The sequence below is a fragment of the Proteus alimentorum genome (assembly GCF_002607735.1).
Classification (GTDB): Bacteria; Pseudomonadota; Gammaproteobacteria; order Enterobacterales; family Enterobacteriaceae; genus Proteus; species Proteus alimentorum.
The window spans coordinates 76,051-101,727 of the sequence record NZ_NBVR01000044.1; the positions used below are offsets into that span (position 1 = coordinate 76,051).

General features: G+C 40.1%; 24 protein-coding genes. 17 read left to right on the forward strand and 7 right to left on the reverse strand.

The window, feature by feature from the left end:
* The first annotated feature begins 58 nt into the window (after positions 1–58).
* From B6258_RS17625 to rplI, 8 genes are all read left to right on the forward strand, one after another.
* Positions 59–1,357 (forward strand): adenylosuccinate synthase, encoded by a 1,299-nt coding sequence (locus B6258_RS17625; protein WP_099076371.1) that lies wholly within the window; start codon positions 59–61, stop codon positions 1,355–1,357.
* Between the two features lie 428 nt (positions 1,358–1,785).
* On the forward strand, positions 1,786–2,214 hold the full coding sequence (gene nsrR / locus B6258_RS17630; protein WP_036914714.1) for a nitric oxide-sensing transcriptional repressor NsrR: 429 nt from the start codon (positions 1,786–1,788) through the stop codon (positions 2,212–2,214).
* Between the two features lie 39 nt (positions 2,215–2,253).
* Positions 2,254–4,743 carry a ribonuclease R gene (gene rnr / locus B6258_RS17635; RefSeq protein WP_099076372.1) on the forward strand — a complete coding sequence of 830 codons (2,490 nt, stop codon included), beginning with the start codon at positions 2,254–2,256 and terminating at the stop codon, positions 4,741–4,743.
* A 103-nt stretch (positions 4,744–4,846) separates the two neighbouring features.
* Positions 4,847–5,578 (forward strand): 23S rRNA (guanosine(2251)-2'-O)-methyltransferase RlmB, encoded by a 732-nt coding sequence (rlmB, locus tag B6258_RS17640; RefSeq protein ID WP_164996193.1) that lies wholly within the window; start codon positions 4,847–4,849, stop codon positions 5,576–5,578.
* Positions 5,579–5,741: 163 nt separating this feature from the next.
* Positions 5,742–6,140: a 30S ribosomal protein S6 gene (gene rpsF / locus B6258_RS17645; RefSeq protein WP_023583607.1), complete on the forward strand. Its 399-nt coding sequence runs from the start codon at positions 5,742–5,744 to the stop codon at positions 6,138–6,140.
* 8 nt (positions 6,141–6,148) lie between these two features.
* The gene (priB, locus tag B6258_RS17650; RefSeq protein ID WP_099076374.1) at positions 6,149–6,469 is read left to right on the forward strand and encodes a primosomal replication protein N; all 321 of its coding nucleotides are present in this window, start codon (positions 6,149–6,151) and stop codon (positions 6,467–6,469) included.
* 4 nt (positions 6,470–6,473) lie between these two features.
* Positions 6,474–6,701 carry a 30S ribosomal protein S18 gene (gene rpsR / locus B6258_RS17655; RefSeq protein WP_000135199.1) on the forward strand — a complete coding sequence of 76 codons (228 nt, stop codon included), beginning with the start codon at positions 6,474–6,476 and terminating at the stop codon, positions 6,699–6,701.
* Positions 6,702–6,741: 40 nt separating this feature from the next.
* Positions 6,742–7,191: a 50S ribosomal protein L9 gene (gene rplI / locus B6258_RS17660; RefSeq protein WP_023583606.1), complete on the forward strand. Its 450-nt coding sequence runs from the start codon at positions 6,742–6,744 to the stop codon at positions 7,189–7,191.
* A 92-nt stretch (positions 7,192–7,283) separates the two neighbouring features.
* Here the strand turns inward: rplI and B6258_RS17665 are convergent, their stop codons facing one another.
* Together B6258_RS17665 and B6258_RS17670 are read right to left on the reverse strand one after the other, a co-directional pair.
* Entirely contained in the window at positions 7,284–7,928 is a 645-nt protein-coding gene (locus tag B6258_RS17665; protein WP_240531623.1) for a LysM-like peptidoglycan-binding domain-containing protein, read from the reverse strand.
* Positions 7,929–7,996: 68 nt separating this feature from the next.
* Entirely contained in the window at positions 7,997–9,688 is a 1,692-nt protein-coding gene (locus tag B6258_RS17670; protein WP_099076376.1) for a hypothetical protein, read from the reverse strand.
* A 247-nt stretch (positions 9,689–9,935) separates the two neighbouring features.
* Here B6258_RS17670 and B6258_RS17675 point away from each other — a divergent pair, with 247 nt between their 5' ends.
* The 3 genes from B6258_RS17675 to zinT are packed head-to-tail and all read left to right on the forward strand — an operon-like array spanning position 9,936 to position 10,972.
* A complete protein-coding gene (locus tag B6258_RS17675) occupies positions 9,936–10,184 on the forward strand; it encodes a type B 50S ribosomal protein L31 (RefSeq protein WP_099076377.1) in 249 nt (82 codons plus the stop codon).
* A 10-nt stretch (positions 10,185–10,194) separates the two neighbouring features.
* Positions 10,195–10,320, forward strand: a complete 126-nt coding sequence (gene ykgO, locus B6258_RS17680; RefSeq protein WP_006535739.1) for a type B 50S ribosomal protein L36 — start codon at positions 10,195–10,197, stop codon at positions 10,318–10,320.
* Between the two features lie 4 nt (positions 10,321–10,324).
* On the forward strand, positions 10,325–10,972 hold the full coding sequence (gene zinT, locus B6258_RS17685) for a metal-binding protein ZinT (protein ID WP_099076378.1): 648 nt from the start codon (positions 10,325–10,327) through the stop codon (positions 10,970–10,972).
* A gap of 142 nt (positions 10,973–11,114) precedes the next feature.
* On the opposite strand, the gene B6258_RS17690 is transcribed toward zinT, so the two are convergent.
* Positions 11,115–12,563 (reverse strand): NAD-dependent succinate-semialdehyde dehydrogenase, encoded by a 1,449-nt coding sequence (locus B6258_RS17690; RefSeq protein WP_099076379.1) that lies wholly within the window; start codon positions 12,561–12,563, stop codon positions 11,115–11,117.
* A 260-nt stretch (positions 12,564–12,823) separates the two neighbouring features.
* Here B6258_RS17690 and B6258_RS17695 point away from each other — a divergent pair, with 260 nt between their 5' ends.
* Together B6258_RS17695 and cysQ are read left to right on the forward strand one after the other, a co-directional pair.
* Positions 12,824–13,444, forward strand: a complete 621-nt coding sequence (locus tag B6258_RS17695; protein ID WP_099076380.1) for a BamJ family beta-barrel-assembly machinery protein — start codon at positions 12,824–12,826, stop codon at positions 13,442–13,444.
* Positions 13,445–13,586: 142 nt separating this feature from the next.
* Positions 13,587–14,327, forward strand: coding sequence for a 3'(2'),5'-bisphosphate nucleotidase CysQ (gene cysQ, locus B6258_RS17700; RefSeq protein WP_099076398.1), 741 nt, complete (start codon positions 13,587–13,589; stop codon positions 14,325–14,327).
* A 52-nt stretch (positions 14,328–14,379) separates the two neighbouring features.
* Here the strand turns inward: cysQ and B6258_RS17705 are convergent, their stop codons facing one another.
* Positions 14,380–14,940 (reverse strand): YtfJ family protein, encoded by a 561-nt coding sequence (locus B6258_RS17705; protein WP_099076381.1) that lies wholly within the window; start codon positions 14,938–14,940, stop codon positions 14,380–14,382.
* A gap of 283 nt (positions 14,941–15,223) precedes the next feature.
* On the opposite strand from B6258_RS17705, the gene B6258_RS17710 reads away from it, so the two are divergent.
* Positions 15,224–15,430 carry a DUF1107 domain-containing protein gene (locus B6258_RS17710; protein WP_006535730.1) on the forward strand — a complete coding sequence of 69 codons (207 nt, stop codon included), beginning with the start codon at positions 15,224–15,226 and terminating at the stop codon, positions 15,428–15,430.
* A gap of 79 nt (positions 15,431–15,509) precedes the next feature.
* Here B6258_RS17710 and paeA read toward each other — a convergent pair whose 3' ends face one another.
* Together paeA and msrA are read right to left on the reverse strand one after the other, a co-directional pair.
* Positions 15,510–16,895: a polyamine export protein PaeA gene (gene paeA / locus B6258_RS17715; RefSeq protein ID WP_099076382.1), complete on the reverse strand. Its 1,386-nt coding sequence runs from the start codon at positions 16,893–16,895 to the stop codon at positions 15,510–15,512.
* 150 nt (positions 16,896–17,045) lie between these two features.
* A complete protein-coding gene (gene msrA / locus B6258_RS17720; RefSeq protein ID WP_099076383.1) occupies positions 17,046–17,684 on the reverse strand; it encodes a peptide-methionine (S)-S-oxide reductase MsrA in 639 nt (212 codons plus the stop codon).
* Positions 17,685–17,813: 129 nt separating this feature from the next.
* Between msrA and tamA the strand changes: the two genes are divergently transcribed.
* From tamA to B6258_RS17735, 3 genes are read left to right on the forward strand one after another with little or no spacing between them, the layout of a single operon-like run.
* Positions 17,814–19,556, forward strand: coding sequence for an autotransporter assembly complex protein TamA (gene tamA / locus B6258_RS17725; RefSeq protein WP_099076384.1), 1,743 nt, complete (start codon positions 17,814–17,816; stop codon positions 19,554–19,556).
* Positions 19,553–23,377: an autotransporter assembly complex protein TamB gene (gene tamB, locus B6258_RS17730; RefSeq protein ID WP_099076385.1), complete on the forward strand. Its 3,825-nt coding sequence runs from the start codon at positions 19,553–19,555 to the stop codon at positions 23,375–23,377. The genes tamA and tamB overlap by 4 nt, the downstream gene beginning before the upstream one ends.
* 5 nt (positions 23,378–23,382) lie before the next feature.
* Complete coding sequence (locus tag B6258_RS17735) at positions 23,383–23,730, forward strand: gamma-glutamylcyclotransferase family protein (RefSeq protein WP_099076386.1); 348 nt, start codon at positions 23,383–23,385, stop codon at positions 23,728–23,730.
* 87 nt (positions 23,731–23,817) lie between these two features.
* Here B6258_RS17735 and B6258_RS17740 read toward each other — a convergent pair whose 3' ends face one another.
* Entirely contained in the window at positions 23,818–25,446 is a 1,629-nt protein-coding gene (locus B6258_RS17740) for a sulfatase family protein (protein WP_099076387.1), read from the reverse strand.
* Positions 25,447–25,677: the final 231 nt, after the last annotated feature.

Below are 25,677 nucleotides of genomic sequence, written 5' to 3' on the forward strand. Positions count from 1 at the left end.
TGTAACTCTTGAATTGAGATGGTAGAATCCTTTTTTAAGCAACCGAGTGTATTTTGAAATGAGTAATAACGTTGTCGTATTGGGCACCCAGTGGGGTGACGAAGGCAAAGGCAAGATAGTCGATTTGCTGACAGAACGCGCTAAATATGTTGTTCGCTACCAAGGTGGCCATAACGCAGGTCACACTCTAGTCATCGACGGTGAAAAAACCGTTCTTCATTTAATCCCATCAGGCATTCTCCGTGAAAATGTTGTTAGCATCATAGCAAACGGTGTCGTTTTATCACCGGAAGCTCTGATGAAGGAAATGACCCAACTTGAAGATCGTGGCATTCCTGTTCGCTCTCGTTTACTTCTGTCTGAAGCTTGCCCATTAATCCTTCCTTATCACATCGCATTAGATAATGCGCGTGAGAAAGCGCGTGGCGAAAAAGCTATCGGTACAACAGGCCGTGGTATCGGTCCTGCTTACGAAGATAAAGTTGCTCGTCGCGGTTTACGTGTTGGCGATCTGTTTGATAAAAAAGCGTTTGCACAAAAACTTAAAGAAATCATCGAATACCATAACTTCCAACTGGTGAACTACTACAAAGTTGAACCTGTTGATTACCAAAAAACCTTAGACGATATCATGGCAATCGCTGATATTCTGACGGGTATGGTTGTTGATGTTTCTGACTTACTGTATAAAGCAACACAAAACGGTGAGTTAGTGATGTTTGAAGGTGCACAAGGTACTTTATTAGACATCGACCACGGTACTTATCCGTATGTAACCTCTTCAAACACAACCGCGGGTGGTGTGGCGACAGGTTCAGGTTTAGGCCCTCGTTATGTTGGTTACGTATTAGGGATCATCAAAGCTTACTCTACGCGTGTAGGCGCAGGTCCATTCCCAACTGAATTGTTTGATGAAGTGGGTGACTTCTTACGTGAGAAAGGCCAAGAATTTGGTGCAACCACAGGTCGTAGCCGTCGTACTGGCTGGTTAGATATTATTGCTATTCGTCGCGCTGTTCAAATCAACTCACTGTCTGGTTTCTGCATGACGAAACTGGATGTGTTAGATGGCTTGAAAGAAGTGAAACTGTGTGTAGGCTATCGCTTACCAAACGGCGAAGTGATTGATACAACACCTTTAGCTGCAGATGATTGGGAAGGTATCGAGCCTATCTATGAATCAATGCCAGGTTGGAACGAAAGTACTTTTGGTGTGAAAGATCATGCTCAACTGCCACAAGCAGCGCTGAACTACATCAAACGTGTAGAAGAGTTAACAGGCGTTCCTGTTGATATCGTTTCTACAGGTCCAGATCGCTCAGAAACCATCATTCTCCGTCATCCATTTGATGCATAATCTGCATTAAATTGGTTTGATGTGAAAATCGTCCCTGAAAATGACAGGGGCGATTTTTTCGTATCTATTTGTTGGTTAAATTGAGATAGAAATACGCGTTACACACATAAGATAAGACAGCTTTACACTCGGTTTTGCTTCTGTTTTATCAGTAACGAGTAAAAAACGATAAGACAATGTTATTGTTGTAATACCAAAAATAGAAAAGCGATCTGTTGAAAATCGACAGTATCGCTTTTTCTTTGCCTATGATGTCGCTATTATTTTGCTAATGGTCAAGTGAGAGATGGAAATAACTCACTTTTGAGCATATCTTTGCTAAATGTCCAAAAATTAAACATAATATTGCTTAATAAAATGATATTCTCATTAATAATTACTTATCCCTTAACGACTTTAATAGGGAAAACCACTTTTCAGAGGTCATTGTGCAATTAACCAGTTTTACAGATTATGGATTGCGAGCATTGATATATATGGCTTCATTGCCAGAAGGCAAAATGACGAGTATCACGGAAGTGACACAAGTCTATGGCGTCTCACGTAATCATATGGTGAAAATTATCAATCAACTTAGCCATTTAGGTTTTGTTGAGGCTATTCGCGGTAAAAATGGAGGGATCCGTTTAGGCAAGCCTGCAACAGATATCATTGTGGGTGAGGTTGTTCGTGCTTTAGAGCCACTTTCATTAGTAAACTGTAGTGCTGAGTTTTGCCACATTACCCCAGCTTGTCGGCTGAAACTGGTGTTAAATCAGGCAATTGAGCAGTTTTTGAAAGAGTTAGACCGTCACACACTCGCAGAGCTAGTTGAAAATAATAGCTCCTTATATAAATTGTTATTAGAAGATGTTTGAGTCTACTATTTCATCAAATCTGATAGCTTGGAGGTCATAATGTCAAAAGATCCTTTTCAGGATAGAGAAGCAGAAAAATACGCCTCTCCAATTGCTAGTCGTGAATATATTTTAGAAGAAATGAAAAAGCGCACGGCACCCATGAGCCGTGAAGATTTAGCACAGGCGTTAAAAATTTCAGGTGAAGAAGACTTAGAAGCGTTACGTCGCCGCTTAAGAGCGATGGAGCGTGATGGTCAATTAGTTTTTACCCGTCGCCAGTGCTACGCATTACCTGAACGCCTTGATTTGTGGAAAGGCAAGGTAATTGGTCACCGCGATGGTTATGGTTTTTTACGTGCAGAAGGTCAAAAAGATGACCTCTATCTTTCACAAGATGAAATGAAAAAAACGATGCATGGCGATGTGATCCTTGCTCAACCTTTAGGTATGGATAGAAAAGGTCGCCGTGAAGGTCGTGTGGTTCGTGTTATTGAACCTCGCAATAACCAAATTGTAGGTCGCTATTTTATTGAGTCAGGTATGGGATTTGTTGTCCCTGATGATAGCCGTTTAAGCTTTGATATTCTTATTCCTAAAGAAGATATCATGGGTGCACGAATGGGTAATGTGGTTGTTGTTGAAATCACAACAAGACCAACGCGTCGCACTCAAGCCGTAGGCCGTATTATCGAGATTTTAGGTGAAACTATGGGAACGGGTATTGCGGTAGAAATCGCATTACGTACTCATGAGATCCCTTATACATGGCCGGCAAAAGTTACAAAAGAAGTGGCTGATTTAAAAGAAGAAGTGCCTGAGTCTGCTAAAGAAGGACGTGTTGATTTACGTGACTTACCTTTAATTACTATTGACGGTGAAGACGCGCGAGATTTTGATGACGCCGTTTATTGCCAACGTAAAAAAGGGGGCGGCTGGCGTTTATGGGTTGCGATTGCCGATGTGAGCTATTATGTACGCCCACAAACAGCATTAGATACAGAAGCACGTAGCCGAGGAAACTCTGTTTATTTCCCTTCTCAAGTCGTGCCAATGTTGCCAGAAGTTCTCTCCAATGGATTGTGTTCATTAAACCCACAAGTTGACCGTTTATGTATGGTCTGTGAGATGACGGTTTCTGAGCAAGGGCGTCTTTCTTCTTATAGATTCTATGAAGCGGTGATGAGTTCTCATGCTCGAATGACCTACACCAAAGTGTGGAAAATCATTCAAGGTGATGAAGAACTGCGTGAACACTATAAGCCTATTGTTAAAGATATTGAGCATCTGTATGAGTTATACCAAGCGTTAGATAAAGCACGAGAACAACGTGGTGCGATTGGTTTTGAATCAGAAGAAGCGAAGTTTATCTTTAATGCAGAACGCCGTATTGAGCGCATTGAGCCTGTTATTCGTAATGATGCACACAAATTGATTGAAGAGTGCATGATCCTTGCTAATATCGCAGCCGCTCGTTTTGTTGAGAAAAACGAAGAACCTGCACTTTATCGTATTCATGATAAACCTAAAGAAGAGAGCGTTCTGAATCTACGCTCTGTCTTTAATGAATTAGGCTTAACGTTGCCAGGAGGCTTAACACCAGAGCCAGCAGATTACGCGCGTGTCATGAAAGAGGTTGAAGACAGACCTGATCGTGAAATGCTACAAACCATGATTTTGCGCTCAATGAAACAGGCAATTTATGATCCTGAAAATCGTGGGCACTTTGGTTTAGCATTAAAATCTTATGCGCACTTTACCTCACCTATTCGTCGTTATCCTGACTTGGCTTTGCATCGCGCTATTAAATATCAAATTGCGAAACAAGAAGGTCACGGTTCACAACGTTGGACACCAACGGGTGGCTACCATAGTGATATGGACACCATGTTGCAATTAGGCGAGCACTGCTCTTTAACCGAGCGCCGTGCTGATGAAGCAACACGAGATGTGGCTGATTGGCTGAAATGTGACTTTATGCTGGATCAAATAGGTCAACAATTTACAGGGATTATTACCAGCGTAACGGGCTTTGGTTTCTTTGTTCGCTTAAATGATCTGTTTATTGATGGCTTGGTGCATGTTTCTACATTAAATAATGATTACTATCAGTATGATAATGTCGGACAGCGTTTAATTGGTGAGTCTTCAGGACAAGTTTATCGCCTTGGTGATGAAGTTGAAGTGAAAGTAGAAGCGGTCAGTATGGACGAGCGTACTATCGACTTCTCCTTAATTTCAACAACACGCACTGCGCGTAATCCGGGTAAAACGGCTCGTGTTCGTGGATTGAAAGGCGAAAAAGACAAGAAAAACGCAAGTTCAAGTAAGTCTCGCCGTCGTGATGCCAGCAAAGATAAAAACTTTGAGCCAGACAGTGCCTTTAAAAAAGGAAAATCAGGCCGAGGCAAGGCGAGCAAAGACAAAGCCGTAAAAGACCAAGTTGCGAAAGACAAAGCAAGTAGCAAACGTAAGAAAGCATCATCACAAACCAAAAAGATAGAGGCAAAACTTAAAGCTAAACGCGCAGCTAAACGCGATAATGCATAAAGTTTCGTTCTTCTGGTTCTTTATTTAAAAGGCGGAGACTCCGCCTTTTATCTGTTTTGTGCCTTTTATTTTTTAATGAGTAAGCACCGCTATGAGCGAAGAAATTATTTATGGTATTCACGCAGTAACCGCATTACTTGAGCGTGATCCTGCACGTTTTAAAGAAGTTTATGTATTAAAAGGGCGTGAAGATCGCCGTTTAACACCTGTTATTCATGAACTAGAAGCGCAAGGTATTCTGGTTCAAGTGGCTAATCGCCAATGGTTAGATAGCCAAACAGAGGGTGCTGTTCACCAAGGTATTATTGCTAAAGTAAAACCAGGTCGTCAGTATCAAGAACAAGATTTACCAGACTTGTTAGCTAAAGTCGGTACACCTTTCTTATTAGTGCTAGATGGCGTTACTGATCCTCATAATTTAGGGGCTTGTTTACGTAGTGCAGATGCAGCGGGTGTGCATGCTGTTATCGTTCCGAAAGATCGCTCTGCACAATTAAATGCAACAGCCAAAAAAGTAGCTTGTGGTGCAGCAGAAAGTGTTCCTTTAATTAAAGTGACTAACCTTGCGCGTACATTACGTTTCCTGCAAGAAGAGAACGTTTGGATTGTCGGCACAGCAGGCGAAGCAGATCATACTTTATATCAAAGTAAGCTCACTGGCCCAATGGCATTAGTGATGGGCGCTGAAGGTGAAGGTATGCGTCGTTTAACTCGAGAGCATTGTGATGAGCTGATTAGTATCCCAATGGCGGGTACCGTGTCTTCACTCAACGTTTCTGTGGCAACTGGCGTTTGCTTATTTGAAGCGATGCGCCAGCGTATTATTGTGAAATAATTGCTGAGTTTATTTTATTCTCCATACTCCCTTGAGTTTTATTGACTGCGGGGGTATAGTTACGCGTCAATTTTTTCAGTCACAACTTAAACAAGTTCCTTGCCTCCATGGGTGGTGACTGACCCTGACAGGAGGCTGATAAATCCGTAAGGAGCAATATCAAATGCGTCATTACGAAATCGTTTTTATGGTTCATCCTGACCAGAGCGAACAAGTTCCGGGCATGATCGAGCGTTATAAAACCGCTATCACTAATGCAAATGGTCAGATCCACCGTCTAGAAGACTGGGGTCGTCGTCAATTAGCTTATCCAATCAACAAACTGCACAAAGCACACTACGTTCTGATGAACGTTGAAGCTCCGCAGGAAGTGATTGATGAACTGGAAACTACTTTCCGTTTCAACGATGCCGTTCTCCGCAACATGATCATGCGTACTAAACACGCAGTAACTGAAGCTTCTCCAATGGTTAAAGCAAAAGACGAACGCCGTCGTGATATCGCTGATGACCTCGATGATGAAGATGAAGTTGATGATGTAGCAGAGGATTCTGAAGAGTAATTAGTGCTGTGACGGCTAATAATCATTTGGTGCTAACTGGCACAGTGTGCAAAGCATTAATTCGAAAAGTTAGCCCCGCTGGGATCCCGCACTGTCAATTTGTTATTGAACATCGTTCAATACAAGAAGAGGCGGGATTAAAAAGACAATCATGGTGTCGAATGCCCATTATTGCTAGCGGGAAAGCGTTACAAGCAGTTACTCACAGTATAACGGTCGGCAGCCTAATCACCGTTTCTGGATTCATTAGTAGCCATCAGGCGAGAAATGGATTATTTAAATTGGTGCTTCATGCCGAGCAGATTGAATTGATAGATTCTGGAGACTAGCCATATGGCACGTTATTTCCGTCGTCGTAAGTTCTGCCGTTTCACAGCAGAAGGCGTACAAGAGATCGATTATAAAGATATCGCTACGCTGAAAAACTATATCACTGAAAGTGGTAAAATTGTACCAAGTCGTATCACCGGTACTCGTGCAAAATACCAGCGTCAGCTGGCTCGTGCTATCAAGCGCGCACGCTACCTGTCTTTATTACCTTATACTGATCGTCATCAGTAATAGGTATATAGTCCATTAATGACTTGTAGAGGATAAGGTAATGCAAATTATTCTGCTTGATAAAGTAGCGAATCTGGGTAGCCTGGGTGATCAGGTTAACGTAAAATCGGGCTATGCTCGTAACTATTTAATCCCACAGGGTAAAGCTGTTTCTGCGACTAAGAAAAACATCGAGTTTTTCGAAGCGCGTCGTGCTGAGTTAGAAGCTAAATTAGCTGAAACTTTAGCAGCAGCTGAAGCTCGTGCAGCGAAGATCAATGCACTGGGTTCTGTCACTATCAGCTCTAAAGCGGGTGACGAAGGTAAACTGTTTGGTTCAATCGGTACTCGTGACATCGCTGATGCAGTAACTGCAGCTGGCGTTGAAATGTGTAAGAGCGAAGTTCGCCTGCCAAATGGCGTTCTGCGTACTACTGGTGACCACGAAGTTCACTTCCAAGTTCACAGTGACGTATTCGCTGAACTGAATGTTATCATCGTTGCTGAATAATCTTTGATTAAACAGTGAATGTTGATAAAGAAAAACGCCAGCTTAGCTGGCGTTTTTTTTGGGATAAATAAATGTTCTTCTTACTATTCTTACTATGGTGTACGGTAATAGCTTCCATCACTCAAACGAGTGTAAGTGATAACGGTACCGGCGCTATTTGTCACTTCTAGCATACTGATATCACCTTGAGGATTACGCTGTAAACGAATAGTTTGCCCTGAGCGTAATTGACTTAATGATTTTTGTTGGCCTTCTGATTTCGCCATAGAAAATGCATCATTGACAGGAAGCTGATTGTCTCTAAAAAGTTGCGCTAAGGTTTGCCCCTCTTTGATGGTATAAGTTTGCCATGTTTGCGCTGGGGTTGATTGTGTGTTTTGTGGCGGTGTTGTTTGAGCAATATTTCCTTCAGGATCATTTGCCGTTGGATCCTCTATTGATGGAGAAACCGCGGGATCGGCATTTAAACTATCTTGTGCTTGAGGGATCGCTGTTTGAGATGTCAGATCATTTGTAGATGCGATTGGGACAGGAAGATCATGCGTTGATGATGACGGTTGAGGTGGCTCACTCGTGTTTTCACTTGTCGGCCAAAAAAACACGACCAATAAAGCAATAGCAATAACCAGTATTGCTCGACGATGTAAACCAGGGAATTTGCCCATATTCACCTCATTATTGATCTGTGAATCAGTATTATGAATTGCTGTAACATCTTTTTTATTTCTTGTAGCCATACTAGCACGAACCATGATCCTAACCTGCTCCCTGAATTCTTTTCAGAATTATCTATTCGCTCTAACCGTTAATGTTCTTTATTCCCTTGATGGTTAACTAAAAATAGTTTCATACGTTGATACGCATTTTTATCAGTTTCTATGGTTAAAGCCTGCGTTAATTCACTATAAAGATCATGAGGCAATAATGTGTCAGGCCATGTTGAAAGCACATTCAGCGCCATATTTCTATCGCGCAATGTCGGACTGCGTAATTGCCTTTTGATAAGTGACCAGCCGATACCAGGAAAACCACCAAGATCTTGCATAATATATTCAACGGCATGATGAGGCTGATATTCAGAGTAGGTAGCTATTAATGGATCACCTGTGCTATCGAATGCTGTTAATTCAATTTGTTGTTCTGCAAGTTTAACTACTCTTTCTATTTTGTGAGAAGCATCTGTTTGCATTAATTGGTACCACCAATCCGCATTGGGATTATCTTTTTGGAGTGAAAAGAGCAATTCCCAAATATCAAGGCGAAGAGATTTAGCGACAAGGCTTGCTTGGTAATTTTTTGAGCGAGAAGGGTTTTGTAATGCCTCGATAATGAGTGTCGACCATTCTGGTTTTTGGATAATATTTTGCGAAGCAGAGATAATTTGTTGTTGGCAATGATCATTCCAGCCGAGAGACTCGAGTAATAACCAATCTTCACCACTATTTTGCACAAAGTCGGCGATTTCACAGACGCAATAAAGGAGTTTTAATTCTTTTGGTGGCAAAATATCGACTTGTGAAATAAAAACATTGCACGCTTGGGGACCCTCTACATAATCATAGATATCTTTTGCGGGGCCTCCATTAAGCAGTGCGTGTAAAAGATCACTACAGCCAAGCAATAGCTCATTATCTAAAGGATGTGTGTTCAACATCTCTAATAATGCCCCTTTCGTGACACAGTCATAGGCCACATATTCTGTCATCACATTATTTTTATACCCTTCAGTCAGCAACCAATAGCGATTATTAACAGACAGTGTTGAAGGTAGATGTTCGATAAATTGGATACGTCCCCAACCTTTAGTTCGTTGACCAAGGGAATATAAAAAAGGCTCAAAATCTTCACAAGAAAGGCGTTGTTTTAGCGAACGAATAGCATAAAGTGTAAATTCAGGATGAAGAGCAAACAATAAAAGTAAACGTTGAGAAGGACTATCGTTGAACGATCCTAATAGCCCTAAGGCGATTTTTATCGGATTCTTATCAGGACTTAGCTTTAAGATCCATAAAATGAATTGAAAATAGCTCTCATGATTAATCAGCGTTTCATCTTGTTCTATTTTATCTATTAGATATGAAAGATAGGTAATAGGGGCGAGTTTGTCTTGGCAAGTCATTGAATAAAAAGAATCGATATGATCTTTATCAGGTAAAAGCACGACATGCTTTATTGCATGATAGAGTGATAATGCAAATTCTTCACATACTTTTTGAGAAGGTTTCTGTTCAATCGCTCGACCTATTCGTTGGTGCAAAATAATACCTTCGCGAGCACCTGCTGACCAACTAAAAGGTATTGAATCATCAGGTTTTATTTTTAAGTGAGTGTCTGATAAGAGATTTAATTCATCAGGCAAAGGTGTATCACCTATTTCATAAGGTACTAATTGTGAAAAAATTGAAGGAGCAGCAAAAGGACAAACGTTAGGAAAGTCTATTTTGAGGTCGATAGACAGAGGTGACTTACTGAAAAGCTTATCGCGCCAATTAGCCATAATAGATCCTATTTTTGCCGTCTTAGTTTTGCCACCTTAGTATAACTTTAGCGGAAAATAGGAACACTGAATAAAAAAAAACAGAAAATCCACTTATATCACTTAAAAAAATCCTCGCCCAAAACATACCTCTTTCTTGAGATAGAAAAACAAATCAAAAAAAACTGGTCAATAAAATTAAAAAACGGTACATTATCGCAATTCATAATTGTTATATTATAACATTACAGTTAAAGTGAGGTTTATTATGAAACCAGGTATTCACCCTCAATATCGAACTGTCATTTTCCATGACACTAGTGCAGATGCTTATTTTAAAGTGGGTTCAACCATCCAAACGGAAAAGACAATAGAGTATGAAGGGCAAACATACCCTTATGTGACATTAGATGTCTCTTCTCAATCACACCCATTTTATACCGGTAAGCAAAAGACACATTCTCAAGAAGGTAATGTGGCACGCTTTAATAAACGTTTTGGTCAATTTATTAAGTAAGGAAGAAATAATGCAGGTATTAAGTTCATTGAAAAGTGCCAAACAACGCCACCCAGATTGCAAAGTGGTGCGTCGCCGTGGTCGTCTTTATGTGATTTGTAAGTCAAATCCACGTTTTAAAGCAGTTCAGGGGTAAGATTATGCAAAAGCCTGTTCTTTCTTGTATTTTGATTATGGGGTTATTGGGGAGTGCGATGTCAGTTTTAGCACATGGACATCATCATGAAAAAGTGCAAACACAAGCACAACGCGATGCTGCTAACGGAATTTTTGAGGACAAGGACGTTCTCAATCGCCAACTGAGTGATTGGGATGGCGTATGGCAATCTGTAGAGCCTTATCTGGTGAGTGGCGAGCTAGATGAGGTTTTACAAAAGAAAGCAGAAACGAAAAAAGATAAAACCGTTGAAGAATATCGCGCCTATTACGCACAAGGCTATAAAACTGATGTGGATATGATTGGTATTGAAAACAATATCATCGAGTTCCATCGTGGCGAGAAGGTAGATAGCTGTGAATATCATTATGATGGGTATCGTATTCTACATTATGAGTCTGGTAAAAAAGGAGTACGTTATCTTTTCCACTGTGATGATGCTAAAAGCCAAGCACCTAAATTTATTCAATTTAGCGACCATATTATTGCGCCAGAGAAAGCAGAGCACTTCCATTTATATATGGGCAATACATCACAAGATGAGCTACTGAAAGAATTAAGTAACTGGCCAACATATTACCCTTATTCCATGAAAGCAGATGATATTGTTCACGAAATGCTTTATCACTGATAACTCATTGATAAGAATATTGAGCTGACACCTTATACCCTTGGTGACTATCGAGGGTATTTTTCTTTAAAAATAATGATAAAAAAGAAAAAAGTAGTAGCATCCATGCTGACTTACTTTTATAAGTTGGGTTAAAGATTATTTATAATCCTTGGCAGAGGTATTTCATTTCCATATAGTCTTCAATGCCGTGTTCAGAACCTTCACGGCCTAAACCTGATTGCTTAATGCCACCAAATGGCGCAACTTCATTGGAAATTAAACCCGTGTTAATGCCTACCATGCCGTATTCTAAATTCTCAGCAACACGCCAAATACGTTGTGGATTTTCACTATAAAAATAAGCCGCTAAACCATAAATGGTGTTATTAGCTAAATGCACCACTTCATCTTCATCCTCAAAGATAACTAAAGGTGCCACAGGGCCAAAGATCTCTTCTTCAAGAATATGACTATCTGCGGGAACATTTCCCACAACAGTAGGTTGGAAGAAGTTCTCACCCGCTTTATCATTTTCACCACCACAAAGCAGTGTCGCACCGCGTTTTAGAGTATCAGCCAGTAAAGATTGTGATTTTTCAACGGCTTTGTGATTAATAAGAGGTCCAATAGTGACACCATCTTCAAAACCGTTACCCACTTTGAGTTTTTTAACAGCAGCAACAAAGCGTTCACTAAATTGTTGATAAACATCTTTATGAATATAAAAACGGTTAGCGCAAACGCAGGTTTGTCCTGCATTGCGGAATTTAGCACCCATCGCCCCTTCAACCGCTTTATCAATATCAGCATCGTTAAATACAATAAACGGCGCATTGCCACCTAACTCTAAAGAGACTTTTTTTACGCTATCTGAGCACTGACGCATTAATAAACGTCCAACACCCGTAGAGCCTGTAAAACTTAATTTGCGAACACGGTTATCTGAGGTAAAGACTTCACCAATTTTAATGGCATCACCAGTCACAATATTAATCACACCCGCAGGAATACCGGCTTGAGTCGCTAATTCCGCTAAAGCTAATGCGGTATAAGGTGTTTCATTGGCAGGTTTAATCACCATCGTACAACCCGCGGCTAATGCCGGAGCAGCTTTGCGGGTGATCATCGCGGCAGGGAAGTTCCAGGGGGTAATCGCAGCACAAACACCAATACCTTGTTTAATCACCATCAAGCGTTTATCAGCAGAAGGTGAGGGGATCATTTCACCGTTGGTTCTCTTTCCTTGCTCTGCAAACCACTCGATAAAAGAAGCGGCATAAGTAATTTCGCCTTCAGCTTCAGCAACGGGTTTACCTTGCTCAAATGTCATTAATTCAGCAAGTTTTCTTTTGTTTTCAGTGATTAATCTAAACCAGTTTTGCAATAATGCTCCGCGCTGATGTGCTGTAAGTGCGCGCCATTTTGGTAAGGCTTTTTGTGCAGCATCAACAGCCATTATTGCTTCTTGTGTTGCCATATTGGGTACAGTGCCAAGTAAAGTACCGGTGGCAGGATCGATAACATCAACAGTTTCGTTGTTTTTAGCATTACACCAAAGACCATCAATATAGCCTTGTTCGCGGAAATAGGGATTTGTCGTTATCTTCACTTAATACCTCTCTGAACATATTATATATTGATATTTATAAGGCTAGGCAGTTCGGTGCCTGCTTATAATTATATGCTTGTGTTGTGATGTTGTGAAAATAAGTATGACAAATGCCAAGAAAAAAATATCAAATTGCGGTGAATAGGCTCAATTGCTTATGTTTTTAATGAATAATCCCCATTACTCAAGACTGAAGGTTTACGCTGTACCTTACCACTGTTATTCTTGGATCTAACTTTCATAAAAAACAGGTATTTTTCATGTCAAAACCATCATTTGATTCTATCGAATCACAGGCAAGTTACGGTATTGGTCTGCAAGTCGGTCAACAACTGACTGAATCAGGTCTTCAAGGATTAGAGCCCGCGGCACTGTTAGCTGGCTTGACCGATGCATTAGAAGGTAATGCGCCTTCTGTACCTGTTGAAACATTACACAATGCTTTACGTACTATGCACGAGCGTGCTGAAGCTGTTCGTCAAGAACGACAAGCAGCGTTGGCTGATGCTGGTAAGATTTTCTTAGAAGAAAATGTGAAAAATGAAGGTGTTCAAGTTACAGAATCAGGCTTACAGTACAAAGTACTGACCGCGGGTGATGGTGCAATCCCTGCGCGTACTGATCATGTTCGTGTTCACTACACGGGGCGTTTAATCGATGGTACTGTGTTTGATAGCTCAGTTCAACGTGGGCAACCCGCTGAATTCCCAGTAAATGGCGTTATCGCAGGCTGGATTGAAGCATTAACATTAATGCCAGTAGGTTCAAAATGGGAATTATATATTCCTTACCAATTAGCTTATGGCGAACGCGGAGCGGGTGCGGCTATTCCTCCATTCGCAACATTAGTATTTGAAGTAGAATTATTAGAAATTTTATAATTTCTTATTCTGCGGTAAATCAGAGTAAAAAATAGCCGGTTTTTGCCGGCTATTTTTGTCTCTGGACTAAAATAAAGAGACAGTAGGGTAATTAATTTTTATAAGTGAAGTTATCTGCTTATAGAAATAAGAGAGGTGCATGATGTTAGAACAAGTCAGCAAATTAGCCCGCCAAGCAGGTATGGCGATAATGCAAATCTACCAGCAGTCAGAGCCTATCCAAATACAGGAAAAAAGTGATAATTCACCTGTTACAGAGGCTGATTTGGCCGCTCATCAAATTATCAAACAAGGACTTGCTTCTATTGCTCCTGATATACCTCAATTATCTGAAGAAGCTCCCCCTGAATGGGAAGTTCGTCGTCATTGGGATCGCTATTGGTTGATTGATCCTCTAGATGGAACTAAAGAGTTTATCAGTAAAAATGGTGAATTTACGGTAAACATTGCTTTAATTGAAAAGGGTATTCCTGTTTTAGGGGTTGTCTATGCGCCCGTTCAAAATGTGTTATATGCGGCGGCAAATAAGCAGGCGTGGAAAGAAGTGTGTGGACAACGATTGCCTATCCATGCAAGTCGTGCAGAGCCACCAGTGATTGTGATTAGCCGTTCTCATCAAGATGATGAATTAAAAGAGTATTTATCTCAACTTGGCACACATCAAACCGTTGCTGTTGGTTCATCCTTGAAATTTTGTTTAGTTGCTGAAGGCAAAGCGCAGCTTTATCCTCGCTTCGGGCCTACGCATACATGGGATACCGCAGCAGGCCATGCCATTGCGATTGCCGCGGGTGCACATGTTACAGATTGGAAAGGGGTAACGTTAGATTATTCCCCAAAAGAGTCGCTGATAAATCCAGGATTTAGAGTTTCTATTTTTTAAGTAGACCAGATAAGGTTGGAGCCCTATATATGAAAGGGCTCTGACACAGAAATTATTCTTTAATTAAATCGTTGATAAGGTTGATTGCAGTCGTAATTTCTGCACCACTTAATACACCTTCTTTGACGAAACGGACTTTGCCCTGTTTATCTAAAACAACAATAACTGAACTCTCTTTTTCTAATCCCCAGCCTTTTAATGCTACGCCATCAGCATCAACAATAAACTGTGACCAAGGAAATGCTTTTTTACTGTCTTCAACGCTGCCACGAACAAATGGGCCTGTACCAAATACGGCATCATCAGTATTAATAATCGTTGTAGTTTGATAACGGGTTTGTGGGAATTTAGCCAGTTTTACGGCTTCAATAAACGGCGCATTCATCTCCTTAGCCTTGCTACGTCCTGCGATATGCTGAACAGTACGTACTTTTCCACTGAGCAGCCCACTGTTCCAATTTTGGTAGCTAAACTTATCTTTGGTTGTGTCATAAAGTAGCTCACCTTTGTCATTGATTGTGACAGCGGGAAGTACTGAGTTTTCAGTGATGTTATGTGCAAATGCCCATGTGGATGTGCTGAGTAAAAGAGCAGCTAAGGTTATTTTGTGCATAGCCATTGTCCTATTATTGAAATCGACGCCAGATTCTATCTAAGCATAGAACCTAGTGAAGAATAATACCTCATCGCTGATACATTTATTTAACATTGAGTGGGTAAAATAACGCACGCGCTATCTTTATTTATATTCTTTACTGTCAATTAATGTAAAAACAGATAAGAAAATCAAATAAGTTGAACCTAGTACTTATAATTAGGTCTTTAAATTTGATATATAAAGATAAGTCTTTATGACTTATTAAACTCAACAACGAGCATGGGAGACTAACTGAAAGATGAAAATCTTCAATCGCTATAACCCTGAAAAAATTGCTCTCTACGTTAAGACATTATTTCGTGGACGGTTTTACATCAAAGGAATGGGTGCATTTGAATTCGATTACGGTAAAATTCTATTACCTAAAATAAGAGATAAGCTACATTTTAATGTCATGAGTGAAGTGAACCAGCAGGTCGTTTTACTGAAAGCAGAAATGGGCTAACTTTTATCTGATAGATAACTGAGTCTTTTTCTTTGATGAGTTAGATAAGACTCAGTTATTAATTGCATTTCGTTACTAATTAATCAGCTACTTTATTATTCTCATTTTTTTGAGTATCGACTTCTGTTGTGGTCGTCTGCGTCACAGGAACATGTTCTTGTAAAACAGGTTTAACAGGAGGAATATCATCAATTTTTGTTACAAGTAATTGATCTATCTTGTAATTATCAATATCGACAACCTCAAACTTATATCCTGAGAACTTCACATAATCAGTACGTTTTGGAATTTTACGCAAGCGATACATCATAAAACCGGCGATGGTTTCGTAGTTACTTGAATCAGGGAAATCGTCGATATCAAGTACACGCATCACATCATCAATTGGCGTACCGCCTTCAACTAACCATGAGTGCTCATCACGGCTCACAATTTGCTCTTCTTGTCCCGGTCCAATTAAATCGCCCATTAAGGTTGTCATCACGTCATTTAGTGTAATAACACCCATCACCATCGCGTATTCATTAAGGATGATGGCAAAGTCTTCACCGGATGTTTTAAAGCTTTCCAACATATCTGAAAGCGTTAATGTGTCAGGAATAATCAGCGCTTTACGGATATGAACACCTTCATTGAGGTTTAGGCTTTGTCCGTTAATAACGCGATTAAGAAGCTCTTTGGAATCGACATAACCAATAATATGGTCGATATCACCTTCACAAACTAAAAATTTAGAGTGAGGTTGAGTGGCAATTTTTTGTTTGATATCGCTTTCGGTTTCTTCACGATCAAAATAGACCACATCTTCTCGTGGTGTCATTGCAGAAGGCACTGTGCGTGATTCTAATTCAAAGACATTTTCAATCAGCTCATGCTCTTGTTTGCGTAAGACACCCGCAACAGCACCTGCTTCAACAATGGCAAAAATATCATCCGAAGTGATGTCTTCATTTCTGACCATCGGAATTTTAAACAATTTGAAAATAAGGTCAGCCATGCCATTAAAGAGCCAAACAAGAGGGCGGAAAAAGGCTAGGCAAAAACGCATTGGATTAACAATTCTTAGCGCGATAGCTTCTGGTTTAATCATACCAATACGTTTCGGTGTTAAGTCAGCCAGTAAAATGAACATGGAGGTGACAATAATAAAGGAACAAATAGATCCAAGCTGTTGCGCTAAAGGCTCTTCGAAAAATTGGAGGTAGAAGCTTTTGAGTGAAGGAGAGAAGGCGGATTCACCAACAATACCCGCTAAGATAGCGACGGCATTTAATCCTATTTGCACGACGGTAAAAAACATGCCTGGCATTTCTTGCATTTTTAATACACGAGCGGCGTTAATATTGCCCTCATCAACTAGTTGTTTGAGTTTAATTCGACGAGAAGCAGCAAGAGAGATTTCAGACAGCGAAAAAAAGGCGCTGATAGCACAAAGCAAAAGCACAATGAGTAAACTATTAAGCATATAAGGCTCACACCACCCCAAGTATTTAATCCAGAGGGTAATACTAGAGTGTTAAAAATAGAAGATAAATCAATATATTGTGATGAAATTATTCACAAAGAAAGATAAGAGGGCGTAATTATATCATCGCCCTGCTATTTTCTGCTAGTTTTACTTTTCAGGAGGATAGCAGATACCTATCCCACCTAATCCACAATAACCTTGTGGATTTTTGTATAAATATTGCTGGTGGTAATCTTCAGCAAAATAAAAAGGGCCCGCTGGCTGAATTTCTGTGGTGATTGCTTCAGTAGCACCTTGAGTATTCATTGCTTGTTGATAACGTTTTTTGGACTCAATCGCTTGTGTATATTGCTCTGCATTAACCGTGTAAATAGCAGAACGATATTGGCTACCAATATCGTTACCTTGGCGCATACCTTGTGATGGATTGTGGTTTTCCCAAAAAAGAGCCAAAAGTTGTGAGTAGCTAATTATTGTGGGATCAAAAACGACTCTCACAACTTCACTATGATCCGTTAATCCTTGGCAAACTTGTTGGTAGGTTGGATTTTCTGTTACACCACCGCTATAACCTGCACTTGTTGAGTAAACGCCGTGTTGTTGCCAAAACAGACGTTCAACTCCCCAAAAACAGCCCATCGCAAAATAAGCGATACTCATCTTTTCAGGAATATCATTAATAGAATGCCCATTTACTGCATGTTTAGCAGATATTTCTAATGGTGTCGGATTACCCTTTAAGGCATTCTCTGGTTGGTAAGCTTCATGTTGCAAGGTAGACTCCATTTTTTATATTTGTAAACGCTTTACTATGGTAAAGGTTTAATATTGTTATAAACTAAATCTACAATAAAGCTTATAACTATTTGTCGTCAATTCATCGAATGGATTAAATAAAAATACTGAGGAGAAAACGTGCCGAGATACTCTGTTATCTACGTTCTCTGTCTGTCTTTCACTGCACCAGTTGTCTATGGGGCAAATTTGCGTTTAAAAGTGGAAGGTTTAGAAGGGCAACTCGAAAAAAATGCGCGAGTCCAGCTATCAAACATTACAACAGAAGAGGTTGCACCTGACGGGCGTTTTCGTGCGCGTGTTGAAAAGGCAATTCAAGAAGGACTTCGCCCATTAGGCTATTATCAGCCTACTGTGACATTCTCTTATCAAGAAAACACACCACCAGCACGCTCGGTATTAACGGCAAAAGTAGAGCCGGGTATTCCTATTTTACTCAAAGGTGTGGATATTGTTCTTGAAGGTGGCGCTAAAACCGATGAGCAATATGCGAAGGTCATTAAAGAGAACACGCCGCCACTTGATAGTGTGTTAAATCATGGTGATTATGAACAGCTCAAAAGTTCGCTAACCGGGCTTGCTGTTCGCCGTGGTTACTTTGATGCTGAAATGGAAAAAAGTCAGCTCGGTGTTTCTTTAGATAATCACGCCTCTTATTGGGATTTTGTCTTTAATAGTGGCGAACGTTACCGTTTTGGTAAAGTGAATTATACCGGCTCTCAAATCCGTGAAGACTATCTACAAAATATTGTTCCTTTTAAAGAAGGGCAATATTACTCCTCAGAAGAGCTTGCAGAATTTAATCGACGCTTAGCGGCAACAGGTTGGTTTAACTCGGCACTCGTGACGCCTGATATTGCAAAAGCACGTAGTGAACATTCTTATTTGCTACCAATGGATGCGGTTGTCTCTCCTCGCTCTCGTAACTACGTTGAATTAGGGGGAGGCTATGCAACCGATGTGGGGCCTAGGTTGAATATGCAGTGGAATAAACCTTGGATGAATTCCCGAGGTCATAGTTTGACGTCAGATCTTAGTATTTCTCAACCCGAGCAATCCATTGGTGCAAAATACAAAATCCCATTGAAAGTCAATCCATTAGAGCAATACTATGCGATAGACGGCGGTTTTAAGAGAACAGACTATAATGACACGCGTTCTGATACGACAACGCTGAATCTTTCTCGAAATTGGGATATGTCTACAGGCTGGCAATATAGCGTAAATACCCGCTGGAGCCTTAGCCACTTTACCCAAGGGCAAGACACTTATACCACTATGTTGTTATACCCAGGGGTTAATGCGAGTCGGGTTCGTCAACGCGGTGGCATGATGCCTTATTGGGGAGATAGCCAACGTTACTCTATAAATTACTCAAATAAAATTTGGGGGTCTGATGTTGAGTTCTTAGCTTTCAATGCTCAACAAGTGTGGATACGTACGCCTTGGGATGGACATCGTTTTGTTGTCAGGGGTAATTTTGGTTGGATTGAAACCAATGCTTTTGAGCAAGTACCACCTGAACTTCGTTTCTTTGCGGGGGGGGATAGAAGTGTTCGTGGTTTTAAATACCAAAGCATTTCACCGGAAGATAGCAAAGGTAACTTAACGGGTGCCTCAAGAATGCTGGTGGGTTCAGTTGAATACCAATATAACGTGACAGGTAATTGGTGGAGTGCTGTCTTTATTGATAGTGGTGAAGCGATTAACGATTTTACTCGAAGTGATTTTAAAACAGGTGCCGGTGCAGGTGTTCGTTGGGCATCACCTGTTGGCCCCATCAAATTTGATTTAGCATTACCTGTCAGTGATGTCGATAAGCGCAGACTCCAGTTTTATATCGGGTTAGGAGCAGAGTTATGAAGAAGTGGTTGAAATGGATTGCACTTACCCTCCTTATCATTATTTTGCTTACCTTCGGTGCTGTCGCTTGGATTTTGGGAACACAATCAGGTTTGCACTTCGCTATTAATAGCGCAGCACGTTGGGTTCCCGGCTTAGCTATTAAAGACGTTAATGGTGGCTGGCAAGATCTACGTTTAACGGGTGTTGAATATCAAATGCCCGGTGTTGATGTTAATGTGGGTGAATTATCATTAGGATTACGTTTAGCGTGTCTGATTGATAAACAAATTTGTGTCGATACATTAGGCACACGCGATGTTGTTGTTAATGTCGATACTAGTGCTTTTCCCCCTTCAGAAGAAACACCGCCTTCAGAGCCTTTAACAGAGCTTAATGCACCATTACCTATCTATTTAAATTCACTTTCATTAGAAAATACGCATGTGAAGATTGATGATATGGCAATCTCGCTTGGTGAATTTAAAACGGGTGCACAGTGGGAAGGTCGTCAAGTTACATTAAATCCAACACTTATTAATGATTTGCTGGTGGCATTACCGAAAACGCCAGAAGAAGGCAGCATTGAAGCGGTTGCACAAGATGTAAACGAAGTTGTCACGGTAAAACCTCAAACTGAACCGACAACACAAGAAGAAAAAGAACAGGCTTTAGCTGCGACAATTAAAGCGATTTTTGCTAAACCTCTGTTAGCTGATTTACCCGAAATTATTATTCCTGTTGATGTGAATGTTGAAGGTATTGAAGGTAAGCAGTTACAAATAACAGGGGATACACCGGTTACGATTAACCAATTATCTTTTGAAGCCAATACGCAAGGTAAACAGGTTAATCTCACTAAATTAAATGTTGATGCACCAGAAGGTGAGGTTAGTTTAAATGGGGGAATTACCCTAGATAAGCAGTGGCCTGTTAATTTAAATGTGAATGCGACTATTCGTGATGTGGCAGGGCTTGAAGATTTTAAAGATCAAAAAGCGACGCTTTCTTTACAAGGCGCATTACTCGAAGAGCTTAAATTAGCTCTCTCTTTAACAGGAACGGTTACCGCAACTTTAGACGCTCAAGCTGAACTGGCAAAACCACACCTTCCATTAAAATTGACACTTGAAAGTCAAAAAGTACGTTGGCCTTTAACTGGGGATGTACAGTACCAACTTAATGACACCCGATTACGTCTCAATGGTCAGACTGATAATTACGATCTTTCATTGCGTTCTGATATCCAAGGTCAGGAAATTCCACCGGCTAAATTAACGGTGGATGCAAAAGGTAATGAAGAAAAAATTGAATTAACACGTCTGCGTTTAGCTGCATTACAAGGCCATGCTGATATCACGGGTGTTGCTGATTGGAGTAAGGCGATTAGCTGGAATGCCTTACTTACTATTTCAGGAATTAATACTGTAAAACAGTATCCTGATATACCTGCAAAATTAGATGGGCGTATTGCGACAACAGGCAGTCTGTATGGTGGAAGTTGGCAACTACGTGTTCCCGAAATTACCTTAGATGGTAACTTTAAAAATAATCTAATTAAGGCGAGAGGGAATGCGTATGGTAACGATTCAGGGCAATGGAATATTCCCCAATTAAAACTCATTCTGGGTAAAAATAACCTCGATATTGAAGGGCATTTAGGTGATAAGTGGGCATTAGATGCCAATATTAATGCGTCAGGATTAAATGGTTTAGTGCCTGGGTTGGCTGGAGTAATTAAAGGTAAGGTTAATATTCGTGGTGATATGAACAAGCCTAAGATTATCGCTGATATCAATGCTCATGGTATTAAATGGCAAGATCAAGTCAGTGTTGAATCCATCACGGTTAAAGGTGATGTTCAATCAGACAAAGAAATTGGTGGCAAACTCGCTATTACTGCTCGTCAATTAAAACAAGCTGATTTAGTTATTCGTAATTTAACGCTGGATGCTGCAGGTACAGAAAAACAGCATAAACTGACGCTAAAAATGGATGGAGAGCCTGTTTCTGGTGGACTGACATTAGCGGGTTCATTCGATAAAGAAAAACAGCAATGGAAAGGAACGCTAAATAATACGGCATTTGATACTCCTGTAGGTGAGTGGCGTTTAAATAAAGCCATGGCGTTAAATTTGTTGGCAGAAAAACAAGAAGTCACCATTGGTTCTCATTGTTGGGTAAACCCAAATGCACAAGTTTGTGTGCCTAAAACGATAACGGTGGGCGAAAGCGGATCTGCAGCAATCACATTGACACGTTTTGATTTAGCCATGATCAAACCTTTCCTACCAGCAGAGACTTCTGTTCGAGGCGTATTTACGGGTGATGCAACAGCAACATGGAACTCAAAAGGTGGATTACCGAAAGCATCTGTAAACCTGAAAGGGCAAGGTGTTGGTGTAAAACAGAATATTGATGGTACTGTTTTACCAATTGATTTTGATGCAATTACTTTAAATGCGGGCGTTAACAATGGCAAAGCGACATTGCAATGGTTGATTAGTATTGCGGGTAATGGTGATTTTAAAGGTAATGTGCATGTTGCTGATCTTGAGAAAAAACGCCAACTGTCTGGTACGGTTGATATTGATAATCTGACATTAGATTTAATCAAACCGTTCTTAGGGAAAGGTGAAATAGCTCAAGGAAGCGTGGGGGCTCAATTACGTTTAGGCGGAAATGCGCAATCTCCACTGTTATTTGGTCAATTCGGTATTAATCAATTAAAAGTGGTTGGGCATTGGATCCCATTTGATATCACCAAAGGAAATGTTGATATTAGCTTTAATGGTGCAACCTCTGATTTAAGTGGCAGAATCGAAACCCCAGAAGGTTATTTAAATCTTACGGGTAATGCTGATTGGCGTAAATTAGAGGAATGGCGCGCTGTTGTGGCAGCAAATGGTAATAAGTTACGTGTTGCATTACCTCCGATGGTTCGTATTGATGTCAACCCTGATTTAGTGTTTGAGGCAAGCCCACATTTACTGAAATTAGACGGTCGCATTGATATCCCTTGGGCGCGCATTGTGGTGCAAGATTTACCAGAATCTGCGGTATCAGCGTCTTCTGATGAAGTGATGCTGGATAAAAACTTACAGCCAATTGCACCAAAAGAGACATCGATTCCAATTCAAAGTAATTTAGCGATTAATATTGGCGATGATGTGACACTGGACGCATTTGGGCTTAAAGCTCGATTGACGGGAGCACTCAAAGTCAATCAGAATAAACAAGGACTAGGTTTAAATGGCCAAATAGATATTCCAAAAGGCGAATTCAAAGCCTATGGGCAAGATCTACAAGTCCGTAAGGGTCAGATCTTGTTCTCAGGGCCAGTTGATCAACCTTACTTAAATATTGAAGCTATTCGTAATCCTGAAAATACGGCAAATAATGTGATTGCAGGTGTCAGGGTGACAGGGCTTGCAGATAAACCTAAAGTTGAAATTTTCTCTGAACCTGCTTTCACACAGCAAGAAGCGTTATCTTATTTGTTAAGAGGTGAAGGGTTAGATAAAAGTGGTGATGCGGATTCATCACAAATGACAGCAATGCTGATAGGATTAGGCGTTGGTCAAAGTGGCCAGCTTGTAGGGCGCATTGGTGAAACCTTTGGCGTTTCGGATTTAGCGCTTGATACACAAGGGGTGGGGGATAACTCACAAGTTGTGGTCAGCGGTAAGATCACAAACGATCTGCAAGTGAAGTATGGAGTGGGTATATTTGATTCGCTAGCGACGTTAACCTTACGTTATCGCTTGATGCCCAGGTTGTATTTACAAGCAGTGTCTGGTATGAATCAGGCAATAGATCTGCTTTATCAATTTGAGTTTTAAATTATATGCGAATTATTGTTTATGGTAGTTTACGGCAAAACCAAGGTAACCATCACTGGATGACCTATGCACAACTTTTGGGTGAGCATAAATTGGTGGGATATAAACTCTATGATTTAGGGTTCTACCCTGCGGTTATTGAAGGTGACGGTGAAATAGAGTGCGAAGTCTATCGGATAACGCCTTCTATCTTGACCGAGCTTGATGAATTGAAAAAGAACGATCAAGATTACAAGCGTCAACTGATTTCAACGCCTTATGGCAGTGCTTGGATCTATCTTTATCAAAAGCCTGTTGATGGTTTACGTGAAATAAAATGCGGTGACTGGCTAAAACGTCACGAAGAAGAGTAATAGGTTAAATTTGCCTTTTACTGAAATATGTTTAAAAACGGCTCGATAGTGATATCGAGCCGTTTTTATCTGCGAAGAAATTAATGCTTATTTTTCACAAATATAAGAGAGCCGCGCTTCTTTATATAAATCAAGTCGCATTCGTCTCGCTTTATCTATTTCATTTTCAGCCAATAATGGTCTAATTTTTTTCTGATAAACTTGAATACTTGTTTCACCCGTATGGTGTTGATATCCCACTTCATGGCTACGCCATTTTTTATTAATAATGACTTCTTGAACATAAAAAGGATCTGAATTGTTGCGGATCTCATTGTCTAATTTGAGCCGTAATTCTTTTTTTATTTGTTGATAATCAGGATGGTGACTGAGGTTTTGGGTTTCACCTCGATCATTAACCATATCGTAGAGTTCTTCTTCTTCATCTTCTTTGTAAATAATATATTTAAAGTTTTCTGTTCTTAACATTCTTGCTGGTTGAACATCGACATTTCGGTCAGTATTCCAGTGGCAAATGACACTATCTCTCCACTCTTTCATTTTCTTTCCAGTTAATAACGGGTACAAAGAGCGACCATAAATATTTTTAGGGTAATCAATTCCGATATAATCACAGAGAGTAGGTAATAAATCACAAAGGGATGTTAACTCATTTTTTAAAGCACCAGATTGAATACCCGGCCCTGAAAATGCAAAAGGTACATTTGTCGATTCTTCATAAAACCAATTCATTTTAGCGACTAATCGGTGTGCTCCCATCGCATCACCATGGTCAGAGAAGAAAACAACAAGCGTATCTTCCCAATACCCACTCTTTTTTAATGCATTGATAACTTGTCCAATATAACTGTCTACTAATTCAGTAAAATAGTAATAGGCTTTGAGATATTGCTGGAAATTTTTCTCATTCCATTTCCCTGATTGCATAACTCTGTTATGTGTACAGCAAGCATATTGAATCGCTTTAGGTCTATTTTTAAGGTCATCAGCAGTATCAAAATTATCAAGCAAAGGTGGCAATTGTCCGATATTTTCGATGTCACCATGCTCACCTGCAAAATTTCCTGTCCATCCATTTATATTGTGGGGATTATTAAATTCAACGGCTAATAAAAATGGCTTTTTTTCCTCTCTTTTGGGGAGTGAATTGATATATTTCAGGCTTTCTTCTAAACAATACACATCTTCTTTCGTATCATAATCAACAGGAAAGGCTGGGTGAGCATTAAATTCTTTTTCTATTTGGGGCGCACAATCAAATCCTTCTAATGAGCCATAATCGTGCTGTTTTCCAAAATGTTTACACTCATATCCTGCTTGTGAAAACAACGTTCCTAATGTGGACATTGTTTCTGGTATGTTTGGGCTGTCATTGGAAATAATGCCTGTCTGATGTGGTAATTTTCCAGTCCAAAAACAAGCCCTTGAAGGAGCACATAAGGGGTAAGCACAATATGCATTATGGAAACTTGTTCCTGTATTTAAAATCGAGTCGATAACGGGAGTTTTTACCTCTTTATTGCCATAAGCAGAGATACCCCGTTTTGCTAATTGGTCTGCGGTAATAATTAAAATATTCTTAGGATTTTTAGGTGCATTTAATGGGGTTATACACTCTTTCGTTGATGGGGATAATGCAGACAGTGGTGAAACCAGTGATAATCCTGTCGCACCCACGGCAGCACCCTTTAACAAATCTCGACGTGTTATAGACATTTTAACCTCTCTTATTCATTAGATATGGCATTAACATAGATTAAAAAGTCTTCAATTTCTTTTGAATTGATCACACGAAACATATCGAAAGTAATTTCAAAAGTATATGAAAGTCAATATTTGTGATTTAAAGAGGGTAATTTATCTATGATGAATAAAAGAGAACATAAGAAGTGAGAACAAGTATGAAAAGCGGATTTTAATTTATTAGATTTAAAGGCACACTTTTTA

Coding starts and splice junctions, on each gene's coding strand:
- B6258_RS17625 (WP_099076371.1), top strand. CDS start 59: ATGAGTAATAACGTTGTCGTATTGGGCACCCAGTGGGGTGACGAAGGC.
- rnr (WP_099076372.1), top strand. CDS start 2,254: ATGTCAAAAGATCCTTTTCAGGATAGAGAAGCAGAAAAATACGCCTCT.
- rpsF (WP_023583607.1), top strand. CDS start 5,742: ATGCGTCATTACGAAATCGTTTTTATGGTTCATCCTGACCAGAGCGAA.
- rpsR (WP_000135199.1), top strand. CDS start 6,474: ATGGCACGTTATTTCCGTCGTCGTAAGTTCTGCCGTTTCACAGCAGAA.
- rplI (WP_023583606.1), top strand. CDS start 6,742: ATGCAAATTATTCTGCTTGATAAAGTAGCGAATCTGGGTAGCCTGGGT.
- B6258_RS17665 (WP_240531623.1), bottom strand. CDS start 7,928: ATGGCTACAAGAAATAAAAAAGATGTTACAGCAATTCATAATACTGAT.
- B6258_RS17670 (WP_099076376.1), bottom strand. CDS start 9,688: ATGGCTAATTGGCGCGATAAGCTTTTCAGTAAGTCACCTCTGTCTATC.
- B6258_RS17675 (WP_099076377.1), top strand. CDS start 9,936: ATGAAACCAGGTATTCACCCTCAATATCGAACTGTCATTTTCCATGAC.
- ykgO (WP_006535739.1), top strand. CDS start 10,195: ATGCAGGTATTAAGTTCATTGAAAAGTGCCAAACAACGCCACCCAGAT.
- zinT (WP_099076378.1), top strand. CDS start 10,325: ATGCAAAAGCCTGTTCTTTCTTGTATTTTGATTATGGGGTTATTGGGG.
- B6258_RS17695 (WP_099076380.1), top strand. CDS start 12,824: ATGTCAAAACCATCATTTGATTCTATCGAATCACAGGCAAGTTACGGT.
- cysQ (WP_099076398.1), top strand. CDS start 13,587: ATGTTAGAACAAGTCAGCAAATTAGCCCGCCAAGCAGGTATGGCGATA.
- B6258_RS17705 (WP_099076381.1), bottom strand. CDS start 14,940: ATGCACAAAATAACCTTAGCTGCTCTTTTACTCAGCACATCCACATGG.
- B6258_RS17710 (WP_006535730.1), top strand. CDS start 15,224: ATGAAAATCTTCAATCGCTATAACCCTGAAAAAATTGCTCTCTACGTT.
- paeA (WP_099076382.1), bottom strand. CDS start 16,895: ATGCTTAATAGTTTACTCATTGTGCTTTTGCTTTGTGCTATCAGCGCC.
- msrA (WP_099076383.1), bottom strand. CDS start 17,684: ATGGAGTCTACCTTGCAACATGAAGCTTACCAACCAGAGAATGCCTTA.
- tamB (WP_099076385.1), top strand. CDS start 19,553: ATGAAGAAGTGGTTGAAATGGATTGCACTTACCCTCCTTATCATTATT.
- B6258_RS17735 (WP_099076386.1), top strand. CDS start 23,383: ATGCGAATTATTGTTTATGGTAGTTTACGGCAAAACCAAGGTAACCAT.
- B6258_RS17740 (WP_099076387.1), bottom strand. CDS start 25,446: ATGTCTATAACACGTCGAGATTTGTTAAAGGGTGCTGCCGTGGGTGCG.